This window comes from Peptoniphilaceae bacterium AMB_02, assembly GCA_036321625.1.
Lineage (GTDB): Bacteria > Bacillota > Clostridia > Tissierellales > Peptoniphilaceae > Microaceticoccus > Microaceticoccus formicicus.
Genome location: CP143259.1, coordinates 218,341 through 239,694 on the forward strand (window position 1 = coordinate 218,341; position 21,354 = coordinate 239,694).

The 21,354-nt window shown below is 34.6% G+C and carries 19 protein-coding genes and 1 pseudogene; 18 read left to right on the plus strand and 2 right to left on the minus strand.

Features of this window, described 5'->3' with window-relative positions; all coding sequences use genetic code 11:
• Positions 1–28 precede the first annotated feature (28 nt).
• From thiD to VZL98_01010, 7 genes are all read left to right on the plus strand, one after another.
• Complete coding sequence (gene thiD / locus VZL98_00980) at positions 29–862, plus strand: bifunctional hydroxymethylpyrimidine kinase/phosphomethylpyrimidine kinase (GenBank protein WVH63559.1); 834 nt, start codon at positions 29–31, stop codon at positions 860–862.
• 305 nt (positions 863–1,167) lie between these two features.
• Positions 1,168–2,214 (plus strand): hypothetical protein, encoded by a 1,047-nt coding sequence (locus VZL98_00985; GenBank protein ID WVH63560.1) that lies wholly within the window; start codon positions 1,168–1,170, stop codon positions 2,212–2,214.
• Positions 2,215–2,508: 294 nt separating this feature from the next.
• On the plus strand, positions 2,509–2,790 hold the full coding sequence (locus tag VZL98_00990) for a hypothetical protein (protein ID WVH63561.1): 282 nt from the start codon (positions 2,509–2,511) through the stop codon (positions 2,788–2,790).
• A 38-nt stretch (positions 2,791–2,828) separates the two neighbouring features.
• On the plus strand, positions 2,829–3,017 hold the full coding sequence (locus VZL98_00995) for a GNAT family N-acetyltransferase (protein WVH63562.1): 189 nt from the start codon (positions 2,829–2,831) through the stop codon (positions 3,015–3,017).
• A 16-nt stretch (positions 3,018–3,033) separates the two neighbouring features.
• Complete coding sequence (locus tag VZL98_01000; GenBank protein ID WVH63563.1) at positions 3,034–3,984, plus strand: GIY-YIG nuclease family protein; 951 nt, start codon at positions 3,034–3,036, stop codon at positions 3,982–3,984.
• Between the two features lie 13 nt (positions 3,985–3,997).
• Positions 3,998–4,663, plus strand: coding sequence for an NAD(P)H-dependent oxidoreductase (locus VZL98_01005; protein ID WVH63564.1), 666 nt, complete (start codon positions 3,998–4,000; stop codon positions 4,661–4,663).
• Positions 4,664–4,695: 32 nt separating this feature from the next.
• Complete coding sequence (locus VZL98_01010; GenBank protein ID WVH63565.1) at positions 4,696–4,983, plus strand: DUF6442 family protein; 288 nt, start codon at positions 4,696–4,698, stop codon at positions 4,981–4,983.
• Positions 4,984–5,045: 62 nt separating this feature from the next.
• Here the strand turns inward: VZL98_01010 and VZL98_01015 are convergent, their stop codons facing one another.
• Positions 5,046–5,204, minus strand: a complete 159-nt coding sequence (locus VZL98_01015; GenBank protein ID WVH63566.1) for a DUF1328 domain-containing protein — start codon at positions 5,202–5,204, stop codon at positions 5,046–5,048.
• Positions 5,205–5,438: 234 nt separating this feature from the next.
• Here VZL98_01015 and pepT point away from each other — a divergent pair, with 234 nt between their 5' ends.
• The 6 genes from pepT to VZL98_01045 all read left to right on the plus strand — a co-directional run bounded on the left by pepT (position 5,439) and on the right by VZL98_01045 (position 12,378).
• The gene (pepT, locus tag VZL98_01020; GenBank protein ID WVH63567.1) at positions 5,439–6,641 is read left to right on the plus strand and encodes a peptidase T; all 1,203 of its coding nucleotides are present in this window, start codon (positions 5,439–5,441) and stop codon (positions 6,639–6,641) included.
• 39 nt (positions 6,642–6,680) lie between these two features.
• Positions 6,681–7,571 carry an exopolyphosphatase gene (locus VZL98_01025; protein WVH63568.1) on the plus strand — a complete coding sequence of 297 codons (891 nt, stop codon included), beginning with the start codon at positions 6,681–6,683 and terminating at the stop codon, positions 7,569–7,571.
• Positions 7,572–7,700: 129 nt separating this feature from the next.
• On the plus strand, positions 7,701–7,868 hold the full coding sequence (locus VZL98_01030; GenBank protein WVH63569.1) for a hypothetical protein: 168 nt from the start codon (positions 7,701–7,703) through the stop codon (positions 7,866–7,868).
• A gap of 1,166 nt (positions 7,869–9,034) precedes the next feature.
• Positions 9,035–9,586 carry a LemA family protein gene (locus VZL98_01035; protein WVH63570.1) on the plus strand — a complete coding sequence of 184 codons (552 nt, stop codon included), beginning with the start codon at positions 9,035–9,037 and terminating at the stop codon, positions 9,584–9,586.
• Positions 9,587–9,598: 12 nt separating this feature from the next.
• Entirely contained in the window at positions 9,599–11,419 is a 1,821-nt protein-coding gene (locus tag VZL98_01040; protein WVH63571.1) for a DUF2207 domain-containing protein, read from the plus strand.
• 17 nt (positions 11,420–11,436) lie between these two features.
• Positions 11,437–12,378: a polysaccharide deacetylase family protein gene (locus VZL98_01045; GenBank protein WVH63572.1), complete on the plus strand. Its 942-nt coding sequence runs from the start codon at positions 11,437–11,439 to the stop codon at positions 12,376–12,378.
• A 418-nt stretch (positions 12,379–12,796) separates the two neighbouring features.
• Here VZL98_01045 and VZL98_01050 read toward each other — a convergent pair.
• Positions 12,797–14,021 (minus strand): annotated as a pseudogene (locus VZL98_01050) (IS256 family transposase).
• 423 nt (positions 14,022–14,444) lie between these two features.
• Here VZL98_01050 and VZL98_01055 point away from each other — a divergent pair.
• From VZL98_01055 to VZL98_01075, 5 genes are all read left to right on the plus strand, one after another.
• On the plus strand, positions 14,445–14,717 hold the full coding sequence (locus VZL98_01055; GenBank protein WVH63573.1) for a hypothetical protein: 273 nt from the start codon (positions 14,445–14,447) through the stop codon (positions 14,715–14,717).
• A 150-nt stretch (positions 14,718–14,867) separates the two neighbouring features.
• Entirely contained in the window at positions 14,868–15,848 is a 981-nt protein-coding gene (gene citC, locus VZL98_01060) for a [citrate (pro-3S)-lyase] ligase (protein WVH63574.1), read from the plus strand.
• Between the two features lie 2 nt (positions 15,849–15,850).
• Positions 15,851–17,098, plus strand: a complete 1,248-nt coding sequence (gene citX / locus VZL98_01065) for a citrate lyase holo-[acyl-carrier protein] synthase (GenBank protein WVH63575.1) — start codon at positions 15,851–15,853, stop codon at positions 17,096–17,098.
• Positions 17,099–17,300: 202 nt separating this feature from the next.
• Positions 17,301–19,544, plus strand: coding sequence for a formate C-acetyltransferase (pflB, locus tag VZL98_01070; GenBank protein WVH63576.1), 2,244 nt, complete (start codon positions 17,301–17,303; stop codon positions 19,542–19,544).
• A gap of 326 nt (positions 19,545–19,870) precedes the next feature.
• Complete coding sequence (locus VZL98_01075; GenBank protein ID WVH63577.1) at positions 19,871–20,923, plus strand: acyl-CoA thioester hydrolase/BAAT C-terminal domain-containing protein; 1,053 nt, start codon at positions 19,871–19,873, stop codon at positions 20,921–20,923.
• Positions 20,924–21,354: the final 431 nt, after the last annotated feature.

A 21,354-nucleotide genomic window follows, 5' to 3' on the forward strand; every position in this document is an offset into this window, starting at 1 on the left:
GTGCTTTTTTGTATGGGAGGAATATGTAGTGAAAAAAGTATTGACAATAGCCGGCTCAGATTGCAGTGGAGGAGCCGGAATTCAAGCAGATTTAAAGACTTTTTCAGCTCATGGAGTATTTGGAATGAGCGTAGTTACCTCAGTAGTCGCAGAAAACACATCCAGAGTAATAGATTATGAAGATGTATCGCCGGAGTTAATTGAAAAGCAAATATTATCCATATACGAGGATATTGGAACAGACAGTGTCAAGATAGGGATGCTCTCGGGAGAAGTTACCATGAGGGCTGTTGTAAAGGGATTGAAAGAATTCAAACCTTCTAATGTAGTTATCGATCCCGTCATGTATGCAAAAAACGGATGTGCTTTAATGGATCCAAAGTCGATAGATACTTTGATAAATGAAGTATTGCCATTGGCTGATTTGATAACTCCAAATATCCCTGAGGCAGAGCATATTGCAGGAATGAAAATAGAAAACTTGGAAGATATGAAAAAAGCGGCTCTTAAAATAAAAGAAATGGGACCCGGTGCAGTACTGATTAAAGGTGGTCATGCTGAAGTTGTGACAGATGTACTCTACGATGGCATGGAATTTACGCTCTATGAAGGAAAGAGGATAAACACAAAAAACACTCATGGTACAGGTTGCACTCTATCATCCTCAATTGCTGCAAATCTGGCACTTGGACATAGTATGAAGAATTCCGTAGGGAGAGCAAAAAATTATATTCAAAATGTAATTGAGAATGCTCTTGAAATAGGGAAGGGAAACGGACCTACAAATCATTTCTATGCATTATATAAGGGCGGATTAGAATATGTAGAGGAGTTACTTACCGGAAATTTAACAGACAGTTAACAGGTATTTTGACTACTAATGCATAAAAACACTTTGAATGATTAATATTTTATGAAAAGAAAATATTATTATCATTGAAATGGATTTATGTCAGGTGTAAGCATTATAAATTACACGTTATTTGATTTAAAAGATATTAATCAGGGTAAATAATAATCAAGAAAATCGAATCACAATTTAGGAGAATAATTTTAAAAATCCAAGAACATTTTCCTTTCTATTTGGTATACATATCACGAAGTATCACTGGTAAAACTGAAACTATCAATGATGAATTATTTCGAGATATTAGAAGGAGAAATACCATGATAAATAGACTAAAATTTAAAGTACTATTATCAATGCTTGTTCTTGGAATTTTATTTGTCCTAAGTGCATGCGGAAAAAGTGAAGCGATGACAGAGGAGAAGTCTGATAAAGTCTCTGATTCTGAGTTGATTAAAAACGATGATGAGTCAAAAACTAGTGATGACAAACAAACTGATACTGAAAAAAATACAGATAATGAAAAGAAAATAGAGCCTACAAAAGAAATCGATGAAAGCAAGTTCTTCTTCTCTAATTTAGAAACTCAAGTAATTTATGATGAGAATAATGTCAAGATAACTCTTGAAGTTGCTCCCGATAGAGAGGACAGAACCTATTATATAACTGCAGTAAATGGACTGGATAAGGAAATCTCTGTAAAATTAGGACCAATTTTTGTAGACGGGATTACTATACGAATGGGTTTACTGAATGTAAATGAAACAGGAGTGCAATACTTGCCAGCAGGTGCTACAGGAGTTAGTGAGATTTCTCTTGTTAATACTCAAGATTCTTTTCTATCCAATCATTACAAGGATAGTGGTCTTGGAAACATAGGTGATTTTGATTTGACAATAGTAATAAATGATGATATGTCAAATATTCTTTTTGAACCCAAAACTGTTACTGTCAAGACAGATAGAGGACCTATTAAGCCGGATATGAACTTAATAACCAAGAATATATTGATTGATCGAGAAGGAATAAAATTATACCTAATCAATGCTGTAGATTATTATGAAGAAAATTATTTTTTCGTTTATTATTATGAAAATTCACATGATAAAGATGTTGACTTAGAAAGCATAGGATATAAGGCTGATGGTGTAGAATTTGAAGAACTGAAGGGGACTATGTTTTTCACAATGCCTGCTAATAGTAAAGGATTTTACGAAGGATCTGTAAAAGGTTATAATAAAATTGGTATTACTGATCCTAAAAACTTTGAGATCAAATTTAAATTTACAGACTATGAAGATTTATCTTTTGAGACTGACTTCATCAATTTCAATTTGGATAAATTTCCTGCTGAAAAATACAGATGATTTTATATCGATGCCACTTATAGCTATGAATTGAAACTTAAATATTTAAACTATATAAATAAAATATCTCAGGCAAGCTAGCTGTCTGAGATATTTTTATTGTCTACTTCGTTTAGAAATAATGTATGAGCTATAAAAAGTGAGTTTAAATCTTGTTTAGATATTTGACTGTATTAGGAGATAATAGTATATTCTAGCTATGTATTAGCTATATTTAGCAAGTAAAGTGAAGGTATGGAGTCAAAAGATTAATCCGTTATATTATGAAATCTTATAACTTAAGGAGGATTAAAATTGAAAGAGTTAGAGTTTGTTAAAATCAATGTAAATTCAGAAGAGTACTTAATACAACAGGCTTTAAATATATATTTAAGCAATCCTGACTACTTTGAGTTATCAGGAGGAAACAGACCGAATAGAGATACCTTAATGGAGTCGCTAAGAGCACTGCCTGAAAAATTATCGTATGATGATAAAGCTTTCGAGATTATCTATCGAGACGGTGAACCCATAGGCATAGTGGATATACTCGACTCATATCCTGAAAAAATGACATCATTTATCGGTCTCTCTTAATCGATGGTAATTTACATGGACGTGGATTAGGGAAATATGTGTATAAGAAAATTGAAGATAAACTCAAAGCTAATGGGGTAAAGGTGATTAAACTTGGAGTTTTAGAGAATAATCAGCCTGCCCTTAAGTTTTGGAAGATGAACGGTTTTAAGATATTAGATAAGAAAACTTCAACAGTAGTGAATCAAAAAATCTCGAGTTTTTACTTGATGGCTAAAGACATTTAATTCTGAGGTGGAGCCCATGGATAGATATAATAAAATAATAAGAGAGATACCAAAAATCCTGAATCTTCCGGGCATATATAAATTCTACGATAAATTCGGCAATTTAATTTATATAGGTAAGAGTATCAATCTTAGAAAAAGAATCTACTCCTATTTTACGGGAAATAAAACCCGAAAAATAGAAAGGCTTGTGCTAAGTGTAGACTCATTCAGCTATGAAGTGCACGATACTCATCTTGAAGCCAGACTTAGGGAATGTGAGCTGATTAAAGATTTAAAACCTCATTTTAATTCTCAGTATAAAAATGATACTAGATACCTATATCTTGAAATTGGTGAAGATAAAGCAGACCCGGTGATTCGACACTCACCTTTTAGAAAACCGAAGAGCATTGGTCCATTTAAAAGCAGAAGGATTTTGGAAGAAACTATTGACAGCTTATCGAATCTATACCCAATAATGTACTCGGAAGGTATACTTTTTGAATATAGTATATTTCCACAAAGGATGAATTCCATAGAAAAAATAGAGACTCAGAAGTTTTTATCAAAAATATTTAAAGATAGGAGTTTATCGAATGAGTTTTTACAAATTTTACATGAAGAGATGAGAAATGAAGCAGCTCATTTAAAGTTTGAAAGAGCGGATTTTTACAAAAGTCTTCATGATAATATTAAATATTTAATAAAGAGTTTGGACATAAAGGATAAATTTGAAAACAGATCACTTATTCTAAAAATAAATACCATAAGGAACTGTAAATATTTTTTAATCACCAATGGGTTAATCGAAAATGTGTATTATATAGATAAATGGGGTAATAAAGTAATTGAGGATAAAAAATTCAGTATTTTAGAAGAATTTAAATCCCGGAAATTAAATGATGAGAAAAGTCTGGTAGATTTTAGAGCAATAGTTTACAGTGAACTAATATCGAACCCTGAAAATATTATATGGGTAGAATGAGTGGAGGATAGTTATGAAGGATATAAACAAGTTTATCGAAGAAGTATTTAACAAAAGGTATACTTGTAAGGGTTATGACTCTGAAAAACAAGTATCTGATGAAGATTTTAGAACCATCATAGAGGCAGGTAGACTTTCACCAAGTTCATTTGGTTTTGAACCATGGAAGTTTATACTGCTGAAGAACAGAGATGTTCTTGAAGAAATCAAGCCATATGCATGGGGAGCACATGCTTCCATTGAAGGAGCGAGCCATTTTGTTCTAATACTCGCAAGGACACCTAAACATATGAAGCCCGGATCAGAATATCTTAGACATATTAAAAGTGATATACAGAAGTGGCCGGATGATTTACTAAAACAAAGATCTAAAAAATACGGAGAATTTAGTGACGATGATTTTGATCTGAATAGTGACAGAGCTGTATTTGACTGGACTACTAAACAGGTATACATCCCATTGGCCAATATGCTGACTACAGCTGCTATGCTTGGAGTGGATTCAACTCCTATGGAGGGATTTCATCAAGAAAAAGTTAATGAAGTATTGGTTAAGAACGGAGTTTATGATAAAGAAGACTTTAGACTTGCTGTTATGGTAGCATTCGGTTACTCTAATAGAGAACATAGAGAAAAGACCAGGAGGGAAGTAGACGAAGTTTTTGAAGTGTTCGAATAATAGTTGAAAAAAGAATAGGAAGTACTAAAAATATGAGAGATACTACAAGTGAACCAACAAATAAGGAAGGCAAAAAGCCGAAGAAATCAGACGCTATGAGCTTTACAGCATTTATTATACTTGCCTTTATTCTGACATTTTATAAATACAAAAAAGGAATCCCTTTTGGAGACATTCCCGCTCTATTATTTATATATGTTGCAGTTGAGGAATGGATAAGGTACAAAAAGTACAAGGAAAAAGGCATATTCAGCATAGCACTTATTGCTACAGTTGTATGTATAATTAGCTTGAGTTGGTATATTTACCAGACTTTTTAAAAGAGAAAAGTATTAATAAAGCCGAGTCATGAGACAATTCATGAACTCGGCTTTTATTTTCTCTATCTTTTTCGTCCGAATATCAAAGATATTACGAATAAAACTAAGAATACGAAAAACAGTATTTTAGAAATACCCGCTGCCGTACCTGCAATCCCTCCAAAACCTAGGACGGCTGCAACGATTGCAATTATTAGGAAAATTATCGAATATTTTAACATGTTGTACCTCCTCGTTTATTTACTCTCATATTTTATATCCTCAAGATATTCATCTTTAAAACAAATAAATGTGCTTATATAACGTGCATTGATTAATATTTACGAAAACTTAATAAACAAAAGATAATAAGAAGGAATTGTAATTAAATTTACGAATTAAATTTCACAATAAATTCACAATAATTGGGTATAATATTATTCAGATAATAATTTAGAATCATAAAGGAGAACGAGATGCTTAATAGATTTTTAAACTATATAAAATACGACACAAAGAGCAATCCTGAGAATGAAGCTTGTCCTTCATCACCGGGGCAATTGGAACTAGGAAGATACTTGGTTGCAGAGCTCAAAGATTTGGGACTTGATGATGCTCATATGGACGAAAATGGATATGTCTATACAACCCTTCCTGGCAATACCAAGGATGTTCCCACTATAGGTCTGATAGCTCATATGGACACCGCACCGGATATGGACGGTAAATGTGAAAAACCTCAGATTATAGAGTATCAAGGTGGAGATATAAAATTAAACGAAGAGTATACGATGACCGTGAAGGAGTTTCCTGTTTTAAATGAACTCATTGGACAAAAACTCATAACGACTGATGGAACCACTCTACTAGGTGCAGACGACAAAGCAGGTATTGCAATAATCATCTCCGCTGTCGAGCATCTTTTGGAAAATCCCGAAATAAAAAGAGGAGATATAAAAATTGGATTTACGCCGGATGAGGAGATAGGCAGAGGAGCCGATCTTTTCGATGTAGAGAAATTTGGAGCTGACTTCGCTTATACTCTTGACGGAGGACCTATAGGAGAGTTGGAATATGAAAACTTCAATGCAGCTTCAGTAAACATCAAAATTCAAGGTAAAAATGTACATCCCGGATCAGCAAAAGATATAATGCTTAATTCCCAGCTTGTGGCAATGGAATTGGAGGGGATGCTTCCAAGAGCTCAAAAACCTGAATACACCGAGCATTATGAAGGTTTTTATCTCTTGACGGGAATAAATGGAACTGTCGACTATACAGAGATGCACTATATAATCAGAGATCACTCAATGGAGAAGTTTACGCGTAAAAAAGAGCTTATGAACCGCGTCGTTGAGTTCTTGAATGATAAATATGGAGAGATTATAGAACTTGAAATAAAAGACAGCTATTACAATATGAGAGAAAAGGTCGAACCACATATTGAAATAATACATTTGGCGAGGGAGTCTATGTTGGAGGTCGGTGTAGATCCCGTAATCAGTCCAATTAGAGGAGGTACTGACGGTGCTAGACTTTCATACATGGGGCTTCCGACACCTAACCTATTTACAGGTGGTCATAATTACCATGGCAGATTCGAGATGATATCTTATGATGCAATGGAAAAAGCTCTTGAAGTAGTGGTTAAGATTATTGAAAATAATGCCAAGAAATAGGCTTTTATAGGCAAAAAATAAAAAAATGAGGAATATAATATGAACTATGGAGTAATAGATATCGGATCAAATACCATTCGATTAAATGTATACAAGGACGATAAACTCAATAAGACTTTGTTTTCCAAGAAAAATGTTGCCGGATTAGCAAGTTATATCGATAATGGAAAATTGAATGAAAGGGGAATAAAAAAGCTCGTGAAGGTATTAAACAGTCATAAGAAGTTACTTAATTTCCTCTCGGTAGATAAAGTTTTCCTTTTTGCCACCGCATCACTTAGAAATGTCTCAAACCATAAAGAGATAATTAAAACGGTTAAGAAGGAGACCAACTTTGACATAGAGTTGATTTCAGATAAAGACGAGGCGAATCTAGGTTATCTGGGAGCTTGCCAAAATTATAATTTCAAAAGCGGCATCACCTTGGATATAGGCGGAGGCAGTACAGAGGTCGTATCTTTTGAGAATGGAAAAGTTACCGATATTTACAATTTGGATGAAGGTTCACTTTCTATCTATACAAAGTTTACAGACGGTGTACTTCCGGATGTTGGAGAGTATAGAAAGATTGGAAAATATCTGGAATCAAAAATTGATATCACAGAAAAGTCTATGAATCTAAAGGAAAAAAATGTTATAGGCATGGGTGGAAGTATCAGAGCTGTGGGAAACATCCTACAAGAGATGAATGGATGGTACCATAATTTAGACTATGATTTGGAAGATATACTGGACCTTCAGAGAAGAATCGTAGTTCAAGACCCCCAAGCATTAAAAATAATACTTCAAGTAGTACCTGAGAGAATTCACACAATAACTGCCGGAAGTATGATTCTAAGTACTATCTTAAAAAAATTGAATTGCGACACTGTACATGTATCTAATATAGGCCTTAGAGAGGGCTATCTTTTAAATAAAATAAGTAAATAGGAGTTGTATAAAATGAAGAAAAATAAAATATATATGTTTGGATCTGACTTATGACCCGGATGTGCACCTGCCAAGAAGTTTCTTGAAGATAATGGTATAAAATTTGCGTATTTTAATATAACCGAGTCATTGGGATCGCTAAAGAGGTTCTTAGTATACAGAGATACTGCCCCTGAGTATGAGGAGATTAGAGGCAAGGAAAGAGTTGGAATACCCGTACTCGTAATCAATAATGGCGAGAAGATAATATTTGATATAGAAAATTTAAGTGCTGAGGAACTTGAATCATTGAAATAAGATAATTCCTGCTAATCCTTAGTTAAAGGATTGCAGGCTATAATTGGAATAATAAGGCTTAAATAAAAGAAGTCGATAAATAAGGAGGATTAATAGACGTAGATGAACTACACAAGTAGGTTCATAGCGGTGAATTTAGTCGTCCTTATTTTTATGCCTATAATTCCAGGGAAAGAAAAAAACACTGTATGAAAATAATAGAAATTATAAGATTCGACTGTAGTCAAAGCTTAGAAGCAGATGTGAGGTTTGAGTTTAGAAGTAATGCTTTTAGTGTAGCGACGTGAAGATGTCGCTTTATGTTTTTTAGGCTCCATCTTTTGGCAGTCGAATGCTATTCCGGCACTTCCACATTATATTTCCATATCAATTTAATCAGACACATTTCCAATCAGAGATATTACAATATGGCTTAAGTAATTGCAGCCTAGGTTTTTCTCTCCCTCCGAGTCGCTTAGGCGACCCACCTCCCTCGTCAGATGGAGGCACTCAAAGAATAAAACTAAACCTTATATAATTTACAATTCATTGGTTTTAGATTAATTTATGCTTAAATCCTTTCCGGCTCCATCTGACGAGGGAGCTGTCAACTTGGTTGACTGAGGGAGAGACATATAAAAAAGGAATTCGTAGAATTCAACTGCTATATTTTAAATCTATTCCAAATCCTTACCAGTAGCCAGCTCCTCAATAAAGACTGTGAAAGAGGTAGAGGAAGTGCCCCCACTTCCACGATTGTTTCCAAAACCAATTTAATTATGTACATTATCAATCAGAGATATTACAATATGGCTTAAGTAATTGTAGCCTAGGGTTTTCTCTCCCTCCGAGTTTGCTTCGCAAACCCACCTCCCTCGTCAGATGGAGGCAAAGTGATTGGTAACTACTTTTTTCTTTTTTTGGCTCCATCTTTTGGCAGTCGAATTCTAGCCAATCACCTTATTCTTGGGAATTCTTTGCATATAACCTACCATAATTTCAAAGTGCATCTAAATTGGGAAGGGGTTGAAATCAAGGATTTTAATCTACTTTGTCAACGGTTTAAATTATAAGATATTTATTTTAAAGGATAGAAAACGGACAAATTCAACATAAAAATATATTTATTAGAAACTCTAATTATTTGGGTAAATATATACTAGAATTTAAAGAAAGAGGTGAATGATATGCCATGGGGTTGGATTATATTAGGATTGGTTTTAGCAGCAGGAGCTTATTTAATTTCAACACAGAGAGAATTCATTAAAATGGATGAAATAAATCAAAATGCAATGTCGCAAATTGGTGTTCAGCAAAATGCAAGGTGGAATGCGCTTACTAATTTGGTAAATGCAGCGAGGTCCTATGCGAATTTCGAGAAAGATGCATTATCAGAGATTATTTCAAAACGTATACAAATTACAGGAAATTCTACTACTCAAGAGGTCAATCAACAAGAGGGAGTATTAAATCAGGCATTGGGAAGACTGATTGCAGTTGCTGAAAATTACCCTCAGTTAAAGGCTTCAGAGCATTATACACTTGCTATGAATAGTATAAACAATTATGAAAGGGATGTTAAAACTTCTAAAATGGTATATAACGATACTGTAACTAAATGGAACAGATTGGTAAGAAGTTTTCCGTCCAGTATTGCGGCAATGATATTCGGATTTTCTGCTAGAGGATATCTACAGACTGCAGATGAAAAACAAGAATATCCCGATCTTGATTTTTAACGAGGAATAAGCATGAAAAAAGTTGTTAGAATAATTGGAATTTTGGTTTTAATATTCACGCTGATTTTCCAAATAGGTGCATCGGCTGATTCTGAAAGAATTAGGTCGATTGATGTGGATGTTGTACTTGATGACGATGGAACCGCAAAAGTTACACAAGTATGGGATATTTATACTTCTAAGGGTACTGAGTTTTTTATCCCCATAACTCATTTAAATCATATGGAAATAGAAAACTTCAGGGTCTTTGATGAAACCGGTAGAGAATTCGAATTTGTAGAAAACTGGGATATAAACGGCAGCCTTGATGATAAAGCATATAAGTGCGGATATAACAGGATTGACGATGGTGTTGAGCTTTGTTGGGGTAAGGGATCCTATGGAGATCATAAATACACCATCAGTTGGGATTATAAGAATGCCGTACAATCCTTTACAGACTATGACGGATTTAATATCAGATTTATAAATGACCAAATGAAACCTACGCCGGAGAGCATTAGTATAAGTATATCAAAACCAGGCACTCCTTTTACAAATGAAAATACCAGGATTTGGGCTTTTGGATATCAAGGTGAGATTCTGTTTCAAGAGGATGGAGTTGTAAGAGGAAAATCCAATAGATCTCTGTACAGTAATGAATATATGAATATCATGATGAGTTTCGAAAAGGGTATATTTAATCCTCAGGTCACTAATAACAACTCATTTGATACACTAAAAGATGTTGCAATGGAAGGGGCAAAACCATACGAAGAAGATGTGGATAGTACCGGAGAAAAGCCGGGTGGAGCCGGTATTTCAAGTCCCAGGAATTTTAGGCCGAGCAATGTATTTCCTATAATCATCGGTATTCAGATATTTCTCGTGTCTATATTCATAGCCACCATATTGAACAGAAAGGCTTTTGGTAACAGGATACCTTATATTAAAGACGGGAAAAAGATATTTTTGTATCCTAAGAATCTGCCTTCTAAACCGAAAAACAATGATATAGATTATTACAGAGAACCTCCTTTCGGAGAAGAACTTCATGTACTTTACTATGTCAGAAATCTATATGATAAGAACGAACCATGGGCTGATTTAGTAGCATCATATATTTTAAGATGGATAAGAAGTGAATGCATAGTACCGCAGGAGATGACGGCTACAAAAGGCTTAATCTTTAAGAAAGAAGTCAAAAAAGTAAATATGGTAATTATCAATACGCCCGATTTTGAAAGTAATTCTGAGTCGGAAATGTGGAGATTTATCAGATCAGCAGCAGGTAGTGATGGAATCCTTGAAGAAAAAGAATTTCAGAAATATGCAGAAAAGAACCATACTAAAATCAAAAAGTGGAGAGATAATATCGCCGTCGAAGGTGGAGCTGAGTACTTGAGAATGGGTGGATTGGAAATTGTGGAAGCATCCAAGAACAAAGCAAACACGAACCTTACTCCTAATGGAGAACAGGGCATAAGAAACTATTTCGGTTTTAAAAAGTTCTTGTCTGATTTTACGATAATTGCAGAAAGAGGAATAAAAGAGGTTCATCTTTGGGATGAATATTTGATAAATGCTACTGCCATGGGATTAGGAGAAGAAGTATCCAAGCAAATGGAATCAATCCTGCCTTCCTATGTCTTTGGTAAAGGCGAAATAAGAGACAATACTATTTCAAATTATTATACGAACTACGCCATATTCAACACTGTAAACAGTTTTGCCAAGCATGGTTCACGAGGATATGCTACTGCTACATCATCTTCAAGTGGTGGTGGAGGCTCATCCTTCTCAGGTGGCGGTGGAGGATTCTCAGGAGGAGGATCCGGCGGCGGAAGTCGTTAGTAAGTAAAATGTGAGATATGAAAAAGTTCAAAATTCTATTTTTATTATTATTAAGTTTAATACTAATATCATGTAGCAGAATCGATGCTGAACCTGAGCTCGATTCTGCTTTTGATGCAGAAAATAAAGAAGATCCAAATGACAAAATATATACTGAAATACAAGAGGAAATAGAAGTAAAAATAGAAAGTGATGCAGACGAAGAAGCAAAAAAACCGGATGAATTAATTGTCGAAAATACCATAGATACGGAAACTATAATTGAAAAATATAAAGATAGTGAATCTAAACATTGGGGAGATCAAATAGAAGGGATTTACTACAGACTTGCAACCGATGAAAAAATAGCAGCACTGACATTTGATGCATGTGGCGGAAGTGAGACTGCAAATGGTTATGATATAGAGATTATAGAATTCTTAAAACGTAAGAAGATACCGGCTACACTTTTTGTAACAAAACCATGGATAGAGGCAAATGAAGAAGCATTCAAAGACATAATCTCTGAACCGCTCTTTGAAATAGGCAATCATGGGAATGAGCATAGACCATTATCAGTAATTACAAGAACTGCCTATGGAATTGAATCTACCTCATCTGTTAGAGAGGCAATAGATGAAATAATGATAAGTTCAAAGTTTATTGAAAGTAAAACCAATAAAATACCACAATATTTCAGATCAGGCACAGCTTATACCGACGATGTTTCTCTTGAAATTTTAAAAGACTTGAAAATGAAATTTATTGGCTATGATATTGCAGCCGATGCAGGTGCAACGCTAAATGGTTCTGAAATTCTTGGAGAATTTCAAAAAATAAGACCGGGATCGATAATCCTAATGCATTTCAACCATCCTGAAAGCCAGTCATACGAAGGACTGGTCAAAGGTGTAGAGTTCTTGGAAAACCAGGGCTACAAGTTTGGAAAATTATCGGACTTCGAACTGATTGGACACTAACCTACTTTTTAGAGTTCTTAAATATATAACATTTGCAATAATACTTTTTGGGTAAATATATTATTAGTAAAACTAAAATTATAGCTATTGTGATTGATTATAATAGTTGACTTTATACCGGAGATGAAGAAACAGAATCCAAAGAAGAAGTCAAGTCCAAATTAGTGTGTAAATTGTTTTATCTTACCTTTTGATTAGCAGTTTCATTTTTTTGATTTGTTGTAGATTTGGAGCCTGAGGTATTACATCAGCCACCCGAAGGGCTTGGCCTTGTGGCAAGTACTTAAAAAATGGTACACTAAAAAAACGAAGGAAAATTACACCATTTTGTTGTGAGTTTATCGCCTTCGGTGGTTAACACTTACCGTTTTTTAAGTTCTTGGTGCAAGGCTGGCGGTGCATTAGCTTAAACTCAGACTTATGCAACTACCTTTGTAGGTTCAACTTGTTGAAGCTCGGCTTGATCTTGCTTGGATTCATGGTATTCATGCATATCCAACCATATTCTCCCGCTACTCCATTTCTCATCTAAATCAATTAATATTGCTCCAATTAAACGGTTCATGGATTCATCGTTTGGGAATATTCGTATTACTCGTTCTCTACGACGAATCTCTTGATTTAGACGTTCAATGATATTTGATGTCCTTAATCTTTTTCGATACTTTATTGGAATATTTAATACTTGGGTTATGTCGTCAAAACCAGCATCTAGTAATTCCATAGCCTTTGGTGCAGTATTTGAGTATTCATCAAGGATATCATTTAATACTGTTCTGGCAACTTCTGTAGTTGGCGCATCATAAAGCTCTCTTAATCGATTTTTTATCTCAGGCTGTAGTCTAGTAGGACATACATCAAGTATGTTTCTACTAAAATGTGTTTGACACCTCTGCCATGAGCTGCCTTGAAACTCTTTAAGGATTGCAGATTTTAAGCCTTTATGTGAATCACTAACAACTATATCAACATTTGATAATCCTCTATCCTTTAATGATGAAAAGAAGTTTCTCCATCCTAGTTCAGTCTCACTATCACCACACATAAAACCAAGAATTTCACGGATACCGTCAGAGCGAACTCTACTCAATCATTAGAGCTTTGCTTCTAACTTTTCCTGCATCTCTTGATTTTAAATACATAGCATCAACTACGATAAAAGGATATTGTGACTCTAATGGTCTGTTTCGAAACTCATCAACTAAAGGATCCAAGTTTGAACAGAGGTTTGATACTGTTGATTTTGAAAATGATGTTCCACATAATTCTTCGGTGATTTTTGTTACTTTTCTTGTGGAGACACCCTGGATTACCATCTCCATCATAGCCAGTACAAAAGCTTGTTCATTTCGTTGATATCGATTGAATAAATCAGGAGAAAACTCACCACCCCTAACTCTTGGTACTAGCAATTCTAACGTTCCTACACGAGTTTTAATTTGTCTAACTCTAGAACCGTTCCTGTAACATGTACGTTCTTCAGTACGTTCATAAGGCTTAGCTCCGATTGCCTCAGTAACTTGAGCCTCTAAAACTTGGTTTAAAATTGATTCTAAGAGTTTTGCAATAGCATTTTCTTTAGCTGAAGCTGAAAATAAACCTTTAATTATTTCTGAATCTAGTGTAAAATATAGCCAGACCATCTCTTTTACCTCCTGGTTAGTTTTGTGGTGAAACTATTATACCAAAAGGTTGGGGATGGTTCATATTTTTTTGTAAAACTAATTTACACCATTATATAGACTTTATCCAGAAGGAGCATTACTAAATTATTATTTGTTGTAATCAGTTTATTAATAATAACGGCAAATATGACTATTGCTTACCAATGTAAAAATATAATTAATAGTAAATACGATTATGAAATCAATGATGCTAGTTTATTAAGGAAAGCTTCTGAAAAGAAGAATATATAAGTATATTCCTAAATACACACAAACTCGGACATGATTCATATTAAACAACAAGATTTAAGTTTATTTATTAAATCCTAAAACCTGGTATTGTAATATGATATACTGAATACAAGTTTTAATTCAATAAATCATAATAAAGGGGTAAAAAGTATGAAGTTTATAAAACAAATTGATCTGCAGACAATCACCAGTATTGTATTATTATTTATATTGAATAGACTTGGTGTTATAAATCTTATGTTCTTCTTGATGCTAGCTCCTCAGTTGTTAATAATACGAATGATAGGAGGAGCTCTGAGTGACAATAGAAAGGATTATGACCATCAAGGTCTTATGAATGTTAAAAATGTTAAAATGTGGGTTGTATATGGAACTGCGGTAATTATAGCTGGACTATTAGGCCATTATCTACAATTTCTATAATTAGAGGAAACCAATCAGTTTGATTGGTTTTTTAGTTTGAAATTTCTACTAGTTTTTAATTTTTTAGTAAGCCTTATTATAAATTATAGCCTTTGCAATGAAGCATGTTATATATTACAATGAAAACAAGAGATAAAAACGGAGGGCATTATGTATACTTGCGTTAGATTGAATGCGGAAAATAAAAGTGTGAAGGACAGATTGATAAAATTTTTAGCTGATTTTGAGCTTAGCTATGAACCATTAGACTCCCTTTATGTCGTGCTCGATTCAAATGATAAATGGTATGCAACCGGAGGCAGGAGCGGGAATGTACTAAAGGGTTTCGCCGTTCTAGATGATTATAGAAGCGAAGGCTTTTTTGATTTGATACTGTCATCGCTTGTTACAGAGAGCTATAAATACGGATTGGATTCACTATATGTATTTACTAAAAGAGAATATTCGATGATTTTTAAAAGTTTTGGATTTGACGAATTAGCTCATACAAAGGTCAGCTCACTTTTAATGCGTAGTGATCATGGGGTTGATAAAATGCTCGATGAGCTATGTATTGAAACTGTCTCTGATGAGAGAGTGGGAGCAATAGTCATGAATGCAAATCCATTTACTAATGGACATAGGTATCTGGTTGAGGTGGCTTCGTCCAAAGTAGATAAATTGCTTGTTTTCGTCGTTCAAAATGATGCTTCTACATTTTCTTTCAAAGACAGATTCGAGATGGTCAAGAGAGGATGTACAGACTTTAAAAATGTCCAAGTAATACCAAGTACGGATTTGATAATTTCTCAAGCTACTTTCCCGTCTTATTTTATAAAAGAAAAGGAATTGATCAGTTCTGAACATGCAAAGATAGATGCAGGTGTTTTTAAGAGGTTCTTTGTGCCTAGATTTAATATTGGGGTTAGATTTCTTGGATCTGAGCCTATAGATGTAAGTACTGCTATTTACAATGAAGTACTAACAAATACCCTTCCTCCTGAGTGCGAGGTGGAAGTCGTTGAAAGACTAAAGAGTAGTGATACCGTAATAAGTGCTTCAATTGTCAGAAGACTTTTAAAAGAAGGTAGAATCGAAGAAATCACAAGTTATGTACCAAAGACTACCTATGAGTATTTGAAGGGAATTTAACAATGAATATACCGGAATTAAGGGAAAGAAGAGAGAAGTTCATAAAAAGCTGTATAGGAAAATATAGAAAACCAATGGTTTGTATTAAACCAAATTTTCCAGGAGCTGAAAAGAGGAATATCTATTCGAATTATGCATCTTATAAAATATATGAGGAATTAAGCAAAGTATTAGATATTATTGAAAAGGATCATGAGTTTGAGGCAGAAGGACTGGTCTTTTATTTGAGGGTTGATGGATCTGCTTCAGACATAAAATCAAAATCTATTGAAATTGAAACATTTCACGATTTGGGAAGGTTAATCGACATAGATGTTTATGATACAGATGCGAACCAGATATCCAGAGAGGGATTTGGGCTACCTCGCAGGAAGTGCTTTATTTGCGATAATGATTCGGTTATCTGCTCCAGAGCTATGTCACATACTAAGGAAGATATAGTTGAGTTCTACAGAAAGACCGTATTAGACTATATATTGAAGTCCGATGATGAGATACTCAGGATAGCAGAGTTTTCGCTACTTAATGAACTGATGAGAAGTGTCTCACTCGGAACTGTGATCCCAAGGACCAATGGATGTCATAGCGACATGGACATGTATACATTTTTTGAAAGCATAAAAGCGGTTTCAAAAGGACTTAATAAAATAAGTAAAGCGGATACGGAATCTTTTAAAACGCTTAGAGCTTTTGGTTTGGAACTTGAGAAAAAAATGTTTAGAGCTACGTCAGGAATAAATACTCATAAGGGTATAATATTTGCATTTCTATTAATATTTGGAGGACTTATCTGCTCAGGTTCTTTTGATGAACTTAGTGAGGAAATAGCGAAACTTGCAATTGATAGTTTAGATGATTTTAAAAACACTGACACAAATGGTTTAAGGGTTTACAATTTGCATGGAATCAAAGGAGCCAGAGGAGAGGCTGTGTCAGGATATAAAAATGCCTTTTTGAAGTATATTGCTCAGTTTAGAGCTACAGAAGATTTGGATGAGACTTTTTTAGCCATTGCTTATGAAACTGAAGATACCAATATAATTCATAGAGCAGGGCTCGACGTATACTTGAAATATAAGGATAAACTTAAAGCTACTTTGAACAATCGTAAAGCCTTGAATGAACTTGAAGATTTTTGCGTGAATTTTGGCATATCTGCCGGTGGCTCTGCGGATATGATTAGCATCACATTGTTATTATTCCTTATAGAAGATAACTATGAGACTATACTGGGACTCTTTGATTTTTAATTAAGTATGATTTAAATCACATTAAATGAACATTTAAGAAGAAAAGTTGAAATAATATAAGTTTCAGCTTTTTTTTATTAAAAAAATAATCACTATGTGATTGACCTCACGGAAATAATTCATTTTTAGTCATATAATATGTACAAGATTAAAAATAAAGGATTGTATATCTTAAATATAAATGAATTATAGGAGGAAATTTATGAAACAATGGGATGGATTTGTAAGTGGTAATTGGTGTAGTCAGATAGATGTTAGAGATTTTATCGTTAAAAACTATGTTCCATACGAGGGAGACGAGTCCTTTTTAGTCGGTAAATCGGAAAAGACTCAATCGCTTTGGAATAAGGTTGAAGAGATGATAAATGAAGAGATAAGCAGTAAGACTGTAAAAATTGAGACAGGGACTTTTTCAGGAATAAATAATTTCGGACCGGGTTATATTGATCCGGAAAATGAAGTTATCTTCGGACTTCAAACCGATGCTCCATTAAAGAGGATTATAAATCCATATGGAGGATACAGGATGGTTCAATCATCTTTGAATGCATACGGTTATGAAGTTGATGCCGATATGGAAAGGTATTTCAATGAATTTAGAAAAACTCATAATCAAGGGGTTTTCGATGCATATACTCAGGATATGCGTAAAGCCAGAACTGTCGGACTTTTGACCGGATTACCGGATGCTTACGGTAGGGGAAGGATTATCGGCGACTATAGAAGGATTGCCCTATACGGAATAGACGCTTTAAAAGCCGAAAAACAAAGGGATTTAAATGAAATCGACGGAGATGCATTAGAAGATGTCATAAGACTCAGAGAGGAAGTATCAGAGCAGATAAGAGCACTCGATGATATATGTGAAATGGCTTCATCTTATGGTTTTGATATATCAAAACCTGCAGAGAATGCGTTGGAGGCTGTTCAATTCTTATACTTCGGTTACCTTGCAGCTATAAAAGAAAATAATGGTGCAGCTATGAGTATCGGTAGAAATACGGCTTTTATAGACATCTATATCGAAAGGGATATCAAGAGAGGATTACTGGATGAAGTAGGAGCTCAGGAATTAGTAGATCAATTGATTATTAAACTTAGAATGGCTAGACACCTTAGAACTCCGGAGTACGATGAACTCTTTGGAGGGGATCCGACTTGGGTAACCGAGTCAATTGGTGGTATGGGCGTAGATGGAAGAACTATGGTCACTAAAACAGCTTATCGTTTCTTACATTCACTCACAAATCTTGGACCGGCTCCTGAGCCAAATATGACAGTTCTTTGGAGTAATTCACTTCCTGTTGCGTTTAAAAAATACTGTTCGACCATGAGTATTAAAACAGGAGCTATTCAGTATGAGAATGACGATATAATGAGACCTGTATATGGCGATGATTACGGAATTGCCTGCTGCGTGTCTGCTATGAAAATCGGAAAACAAATGCAATTCTTTGGAGCTAGAGCTAATATTGCAAAGGCACTACTCTATGCGATAAATGGTGGAGTTGATGAGGTTAAGAAAGATAAAAACGGTAATCCAATTCGTGTTCTTGAAGGTATAGAGCCTATTAAAGATGAAATTTTAGAATTTGAAAGTGTTTTAGATAATTATAAGAAGGTGCTTAGAAAACTTTCCAAACTCTATGTAAATACCATGAATACCATACATTATATGCATGATAAATACGCATATGAAAGAGGACAGATGGCATTACAGGATACTGTTGTTCATAGATTTATGGCATTTGGAGTTGCAGGAATTTCCATAGTTGCAGATTCACTTTCCGCTATAAAATACGCTAAAGTTCGCCCAATAAGAGATGAGAACGGAATTGCGATAGATTTTGAAGTAGAAGGAGATTTTCCAAAATACGGAAATGACGATAATAGAGCTGACGATATGGCGATTGCTGCTGTTTCTAAGTTCTTAGACTATCTAAAAGAGACTCCGACCTATAGAGGAGCTGAACATACTCTATCCATACTTACTATTACTTCAAATGTAGTTTATGGAAAGAAAACCGGAAACACTCCTGATGGTAGAAAAATAGGAGAACCTTTTGCGCCTGGTGCAAATCCAATGCATGGAAGAGATACTAAGGGAGCTCTTGCTTCATTAAACTCGGTAGCTAAAATTCCTTATGAATGTACCTGCCAAGACGGAATATCAAATACCTTTACAATAGTTCCGGATACTCTTGGTAAGAGAGAGGAAGATAGAATAAATAATCTTGTTGGTATTATGGACGGATATTTTAACCAAAAAGCTTTCCATTTAAATGTAAATGTGCTTGACAGAGAGCTTTTAAAAGATGCAATGCTAAATCCGGAAAAATATCCTAATCTAACAATTAGAGTATCAGGATATGCAGTTCATTTCCATAGATTAAGTAAAGAGCAGCAGTTGGAAGTTATAAGCAGAACCTTCCACGAAACAGCTTAATGATAGTGAGTTAGTAAAATGAGAAAAAATTAAATATGTTTAAAAGAACGGAATATTAACTCGGCATAAGAGTTTGCATTCCGTTCTTTATTTTTATTACGCATTTAGTCTTGTATAAATTGTCTTTAAGATATTCGAAAATTTATATCCTAGCTAGTTTACAAATTAAAGTAAATATTTATTTATAAATCAAAGTATGTTTACCTGTAAATATAGTATAATAATATTGTGAATATCTTTAAAATCACGAAGTAGCATTAAGTGAGAGTATAAAAAATTGTGAAGTTTCATAATATTTGTTAAAAACTGTAAAGGAGGAGAATAAAATGAAGGTTATTCTAAAGATACTAAAGTATTTTCTACTAATTATTTTAGGGATTGTCGTAATAGTTTTCGGAATCAGGTTTTACAACCAGAAGCAAACCGAAAAGTTAGCCAAACTTGATCCAAACTATAAGTTAGAAAGATTTTACAGCGAAGAGGATTTAAAGGATGCAAGCAAGTTAAATATCCCGGGTGTAAAAGTGTCAGATGTAAACGGAGATAGTTTAAAGGGTTACCATTTAGTACCTGATGAGATTAAGCATAGTGGTGTTGTCCTTACCTATGGAGGTAGTGAAGGGAGTACTAATTTTAACTATGCAGCAGATATAGCCCAAAAAGGCTATGAAGTATTTGCGATGTACTACTTTAATGCCGAAGGACTACCGGAAGAACTTATAAATGTACCGCTAGAAAACTTTGAGAAGGTAAGCTCGGAAATAGAAAAAACAGCTAAGAGCCCAAGACCATTAACAATCTTGGGAGGATCTAAAGGTGCTGACTATGCTCTACTCTTAAGCACAAAATACGCGGACAAAATAGACAATATAATCCTATATGCACCATCTGCATATGTGTTCCAAGGCTTGTCGTTTAAAGACAGAACAGCCCACTCCTCATGGACTTTGGGAGGCAGTGAACTCGAATTTCTGAATTTTTATAATATTGACGGAAAACTTGGAATGAAAATATTTACAGATATGTTATTGGGAAAACCGATGCATTATTACCCAACGTATAAGGCTTTAATTGACGATAAAAATCACAGTGAAGGTGCACGTATAAAAGTGGAGAATTCAAAAGCAAATGCTCTTGTCTTTGCAGGAGGACAAGACCAAATGTGGCCATCTGCCGAGATGGCAGAAACCATAGAGAAAAACTACGGAGGTCAAATAGAAGTCAAAATATTTGAAAAAGCAGGTCATATATTTTATGGTCCACCTGTAGTTCAAAACCTTATGATGGGTGGAGAATACGCAGCAAATGTTGAGGCGAAGGCTGAAAGTGATAGAATACTGTTCGAAAAATTAGCAGAATGGATGCCTGAATCGAATTAAAATGTTTTGAGGCGGGGAGTTGAGCAGTTGTGAGTTTTGATAGCCTCCATCTGACGAGGGAGGTGGATTTGCGAAGCAAATTCGGAGGGAGAGAAATACAAAAAGCGACATCTTTTTGTCGCTACTTCTAAAGTCTAACTTCAAACTTCTAACTTCTCACATCTAAAACTGTGAGGTGGGTCGCCTAAGCGACTCGGAGGGAGAGAAAACCCTAGACTGCAATTATTTAAGCCATATTGTAATATCTCTGATTGATAATGTATATAATTAAATTGGTTTTGGAAACAATCGTGGAAGTGGGGGCACTTCCTCTACCTCTTTCATAGTCTTTATTGCGAGTTGGATACTGGTAAGGATTTGGAATAGACTTAAAATATATCAGTAGAATTCTTCGAATTCCTTTGTAGTATGTCTCTCACCGGATAAGTTGA

Bases quoted from the DNA above. Each gene is read 5' to 3' on its own strand.
- VZL98_01000 (WVH63563.1), top strand. From the start codon at position 3,034: ATGGATAGATATAATAAAATAATAAGAGAGATACCAAAAATCCTGAAT.
- VZL98_01025 (WVH63568.1), top strand. From the start codon at position 6,681: ATGAACTATGGAGTAATAGATATCGGATCAAATACCATTCGATTAAAT.
- VZL98_01035 (WVH63570.1), top strand. From the start codon at position 9,035: ATGCCATGGGGTTGGATTATATTAGGATTGGTTTTAGCAGCAGGAGCT.
- citC (WVH63574.1), top strand. From the start codon at position 14,868: ATGTATACTTGCGTTAGATTGAATGCGGAAAATAAAAGTGTGAAGGAC.
- VZL98_01010 (WVH63565.1), top strand. From the start codon at position 4,696: ATGAGAGATACTACAAGTGAACCAACAAATAAGGAAGGCAAAAAGCCG.
- VZL98_01055 (WVH63573.1), top strand. From the start codon at position 14,445: ATGAAGTTTATAAAACAAATTGATCTGCAGACAATCACCAGTATTGTA.
- VZL98_01005 (WVH63564.1), top strand. From the start codon at position 3,998: ATGAAGGATATAAACAAGTTTATCGAAGAAGTATTTAACAAAAGGTAT.
- VZL98_00985 (WVH63560.1), top strand. From the start codon at position 1,168: ATGATAAATAGACTAAAATTTAAAGTACTATTATCAATGCTTGTTCTT.
- VZL98_01015 (WVH63566.1), bottom strand. From the start codon at position 5,204: ATGTTAAAATATTCGATAATTTTCCTAATAATTGCAATCGTTGCAGCC.
- citX (WVH63575.1), top strand. From the start codon at position 15,851: ATGAATATACCGGAATTAAGGGAAAGAAGAGAGAAGTTCATAAAAAGC.
- VZL98_01075 (WVH63577.1), top strand. From the start codon at position 19,871: ATGAAGGTTATTCTAAAGATACTAAAGTATTTTCTACTAATTATTTTA.
- pflB (WVH63576.1), top strand. From the start codon at position 17,301: ATGAAACAATGGGATGGATTTGTAAGTGGTAATTGGTGTAGTCAGATA.
- VZL98_01040 (WVH63571.1), top strand. From the start codon at position 9,599: ATGAAAAAAGTTGTTAGAATAATTGGAATTTTGGTTTTAATATTCACG.
- pepT (WVH63567.1), top strand. From the start codon at position 5,439: ATGCTTAATAGATTTTTAAACTATATAAAATACGACACAAAGAGCAAT.
- VZL98_01045 (WVH63572.1), top strand. From the start codon at position 11,437: ATGAAAAAGTTCAAAATTCTATTTTTATTATTATTAAGTTTAATACTA.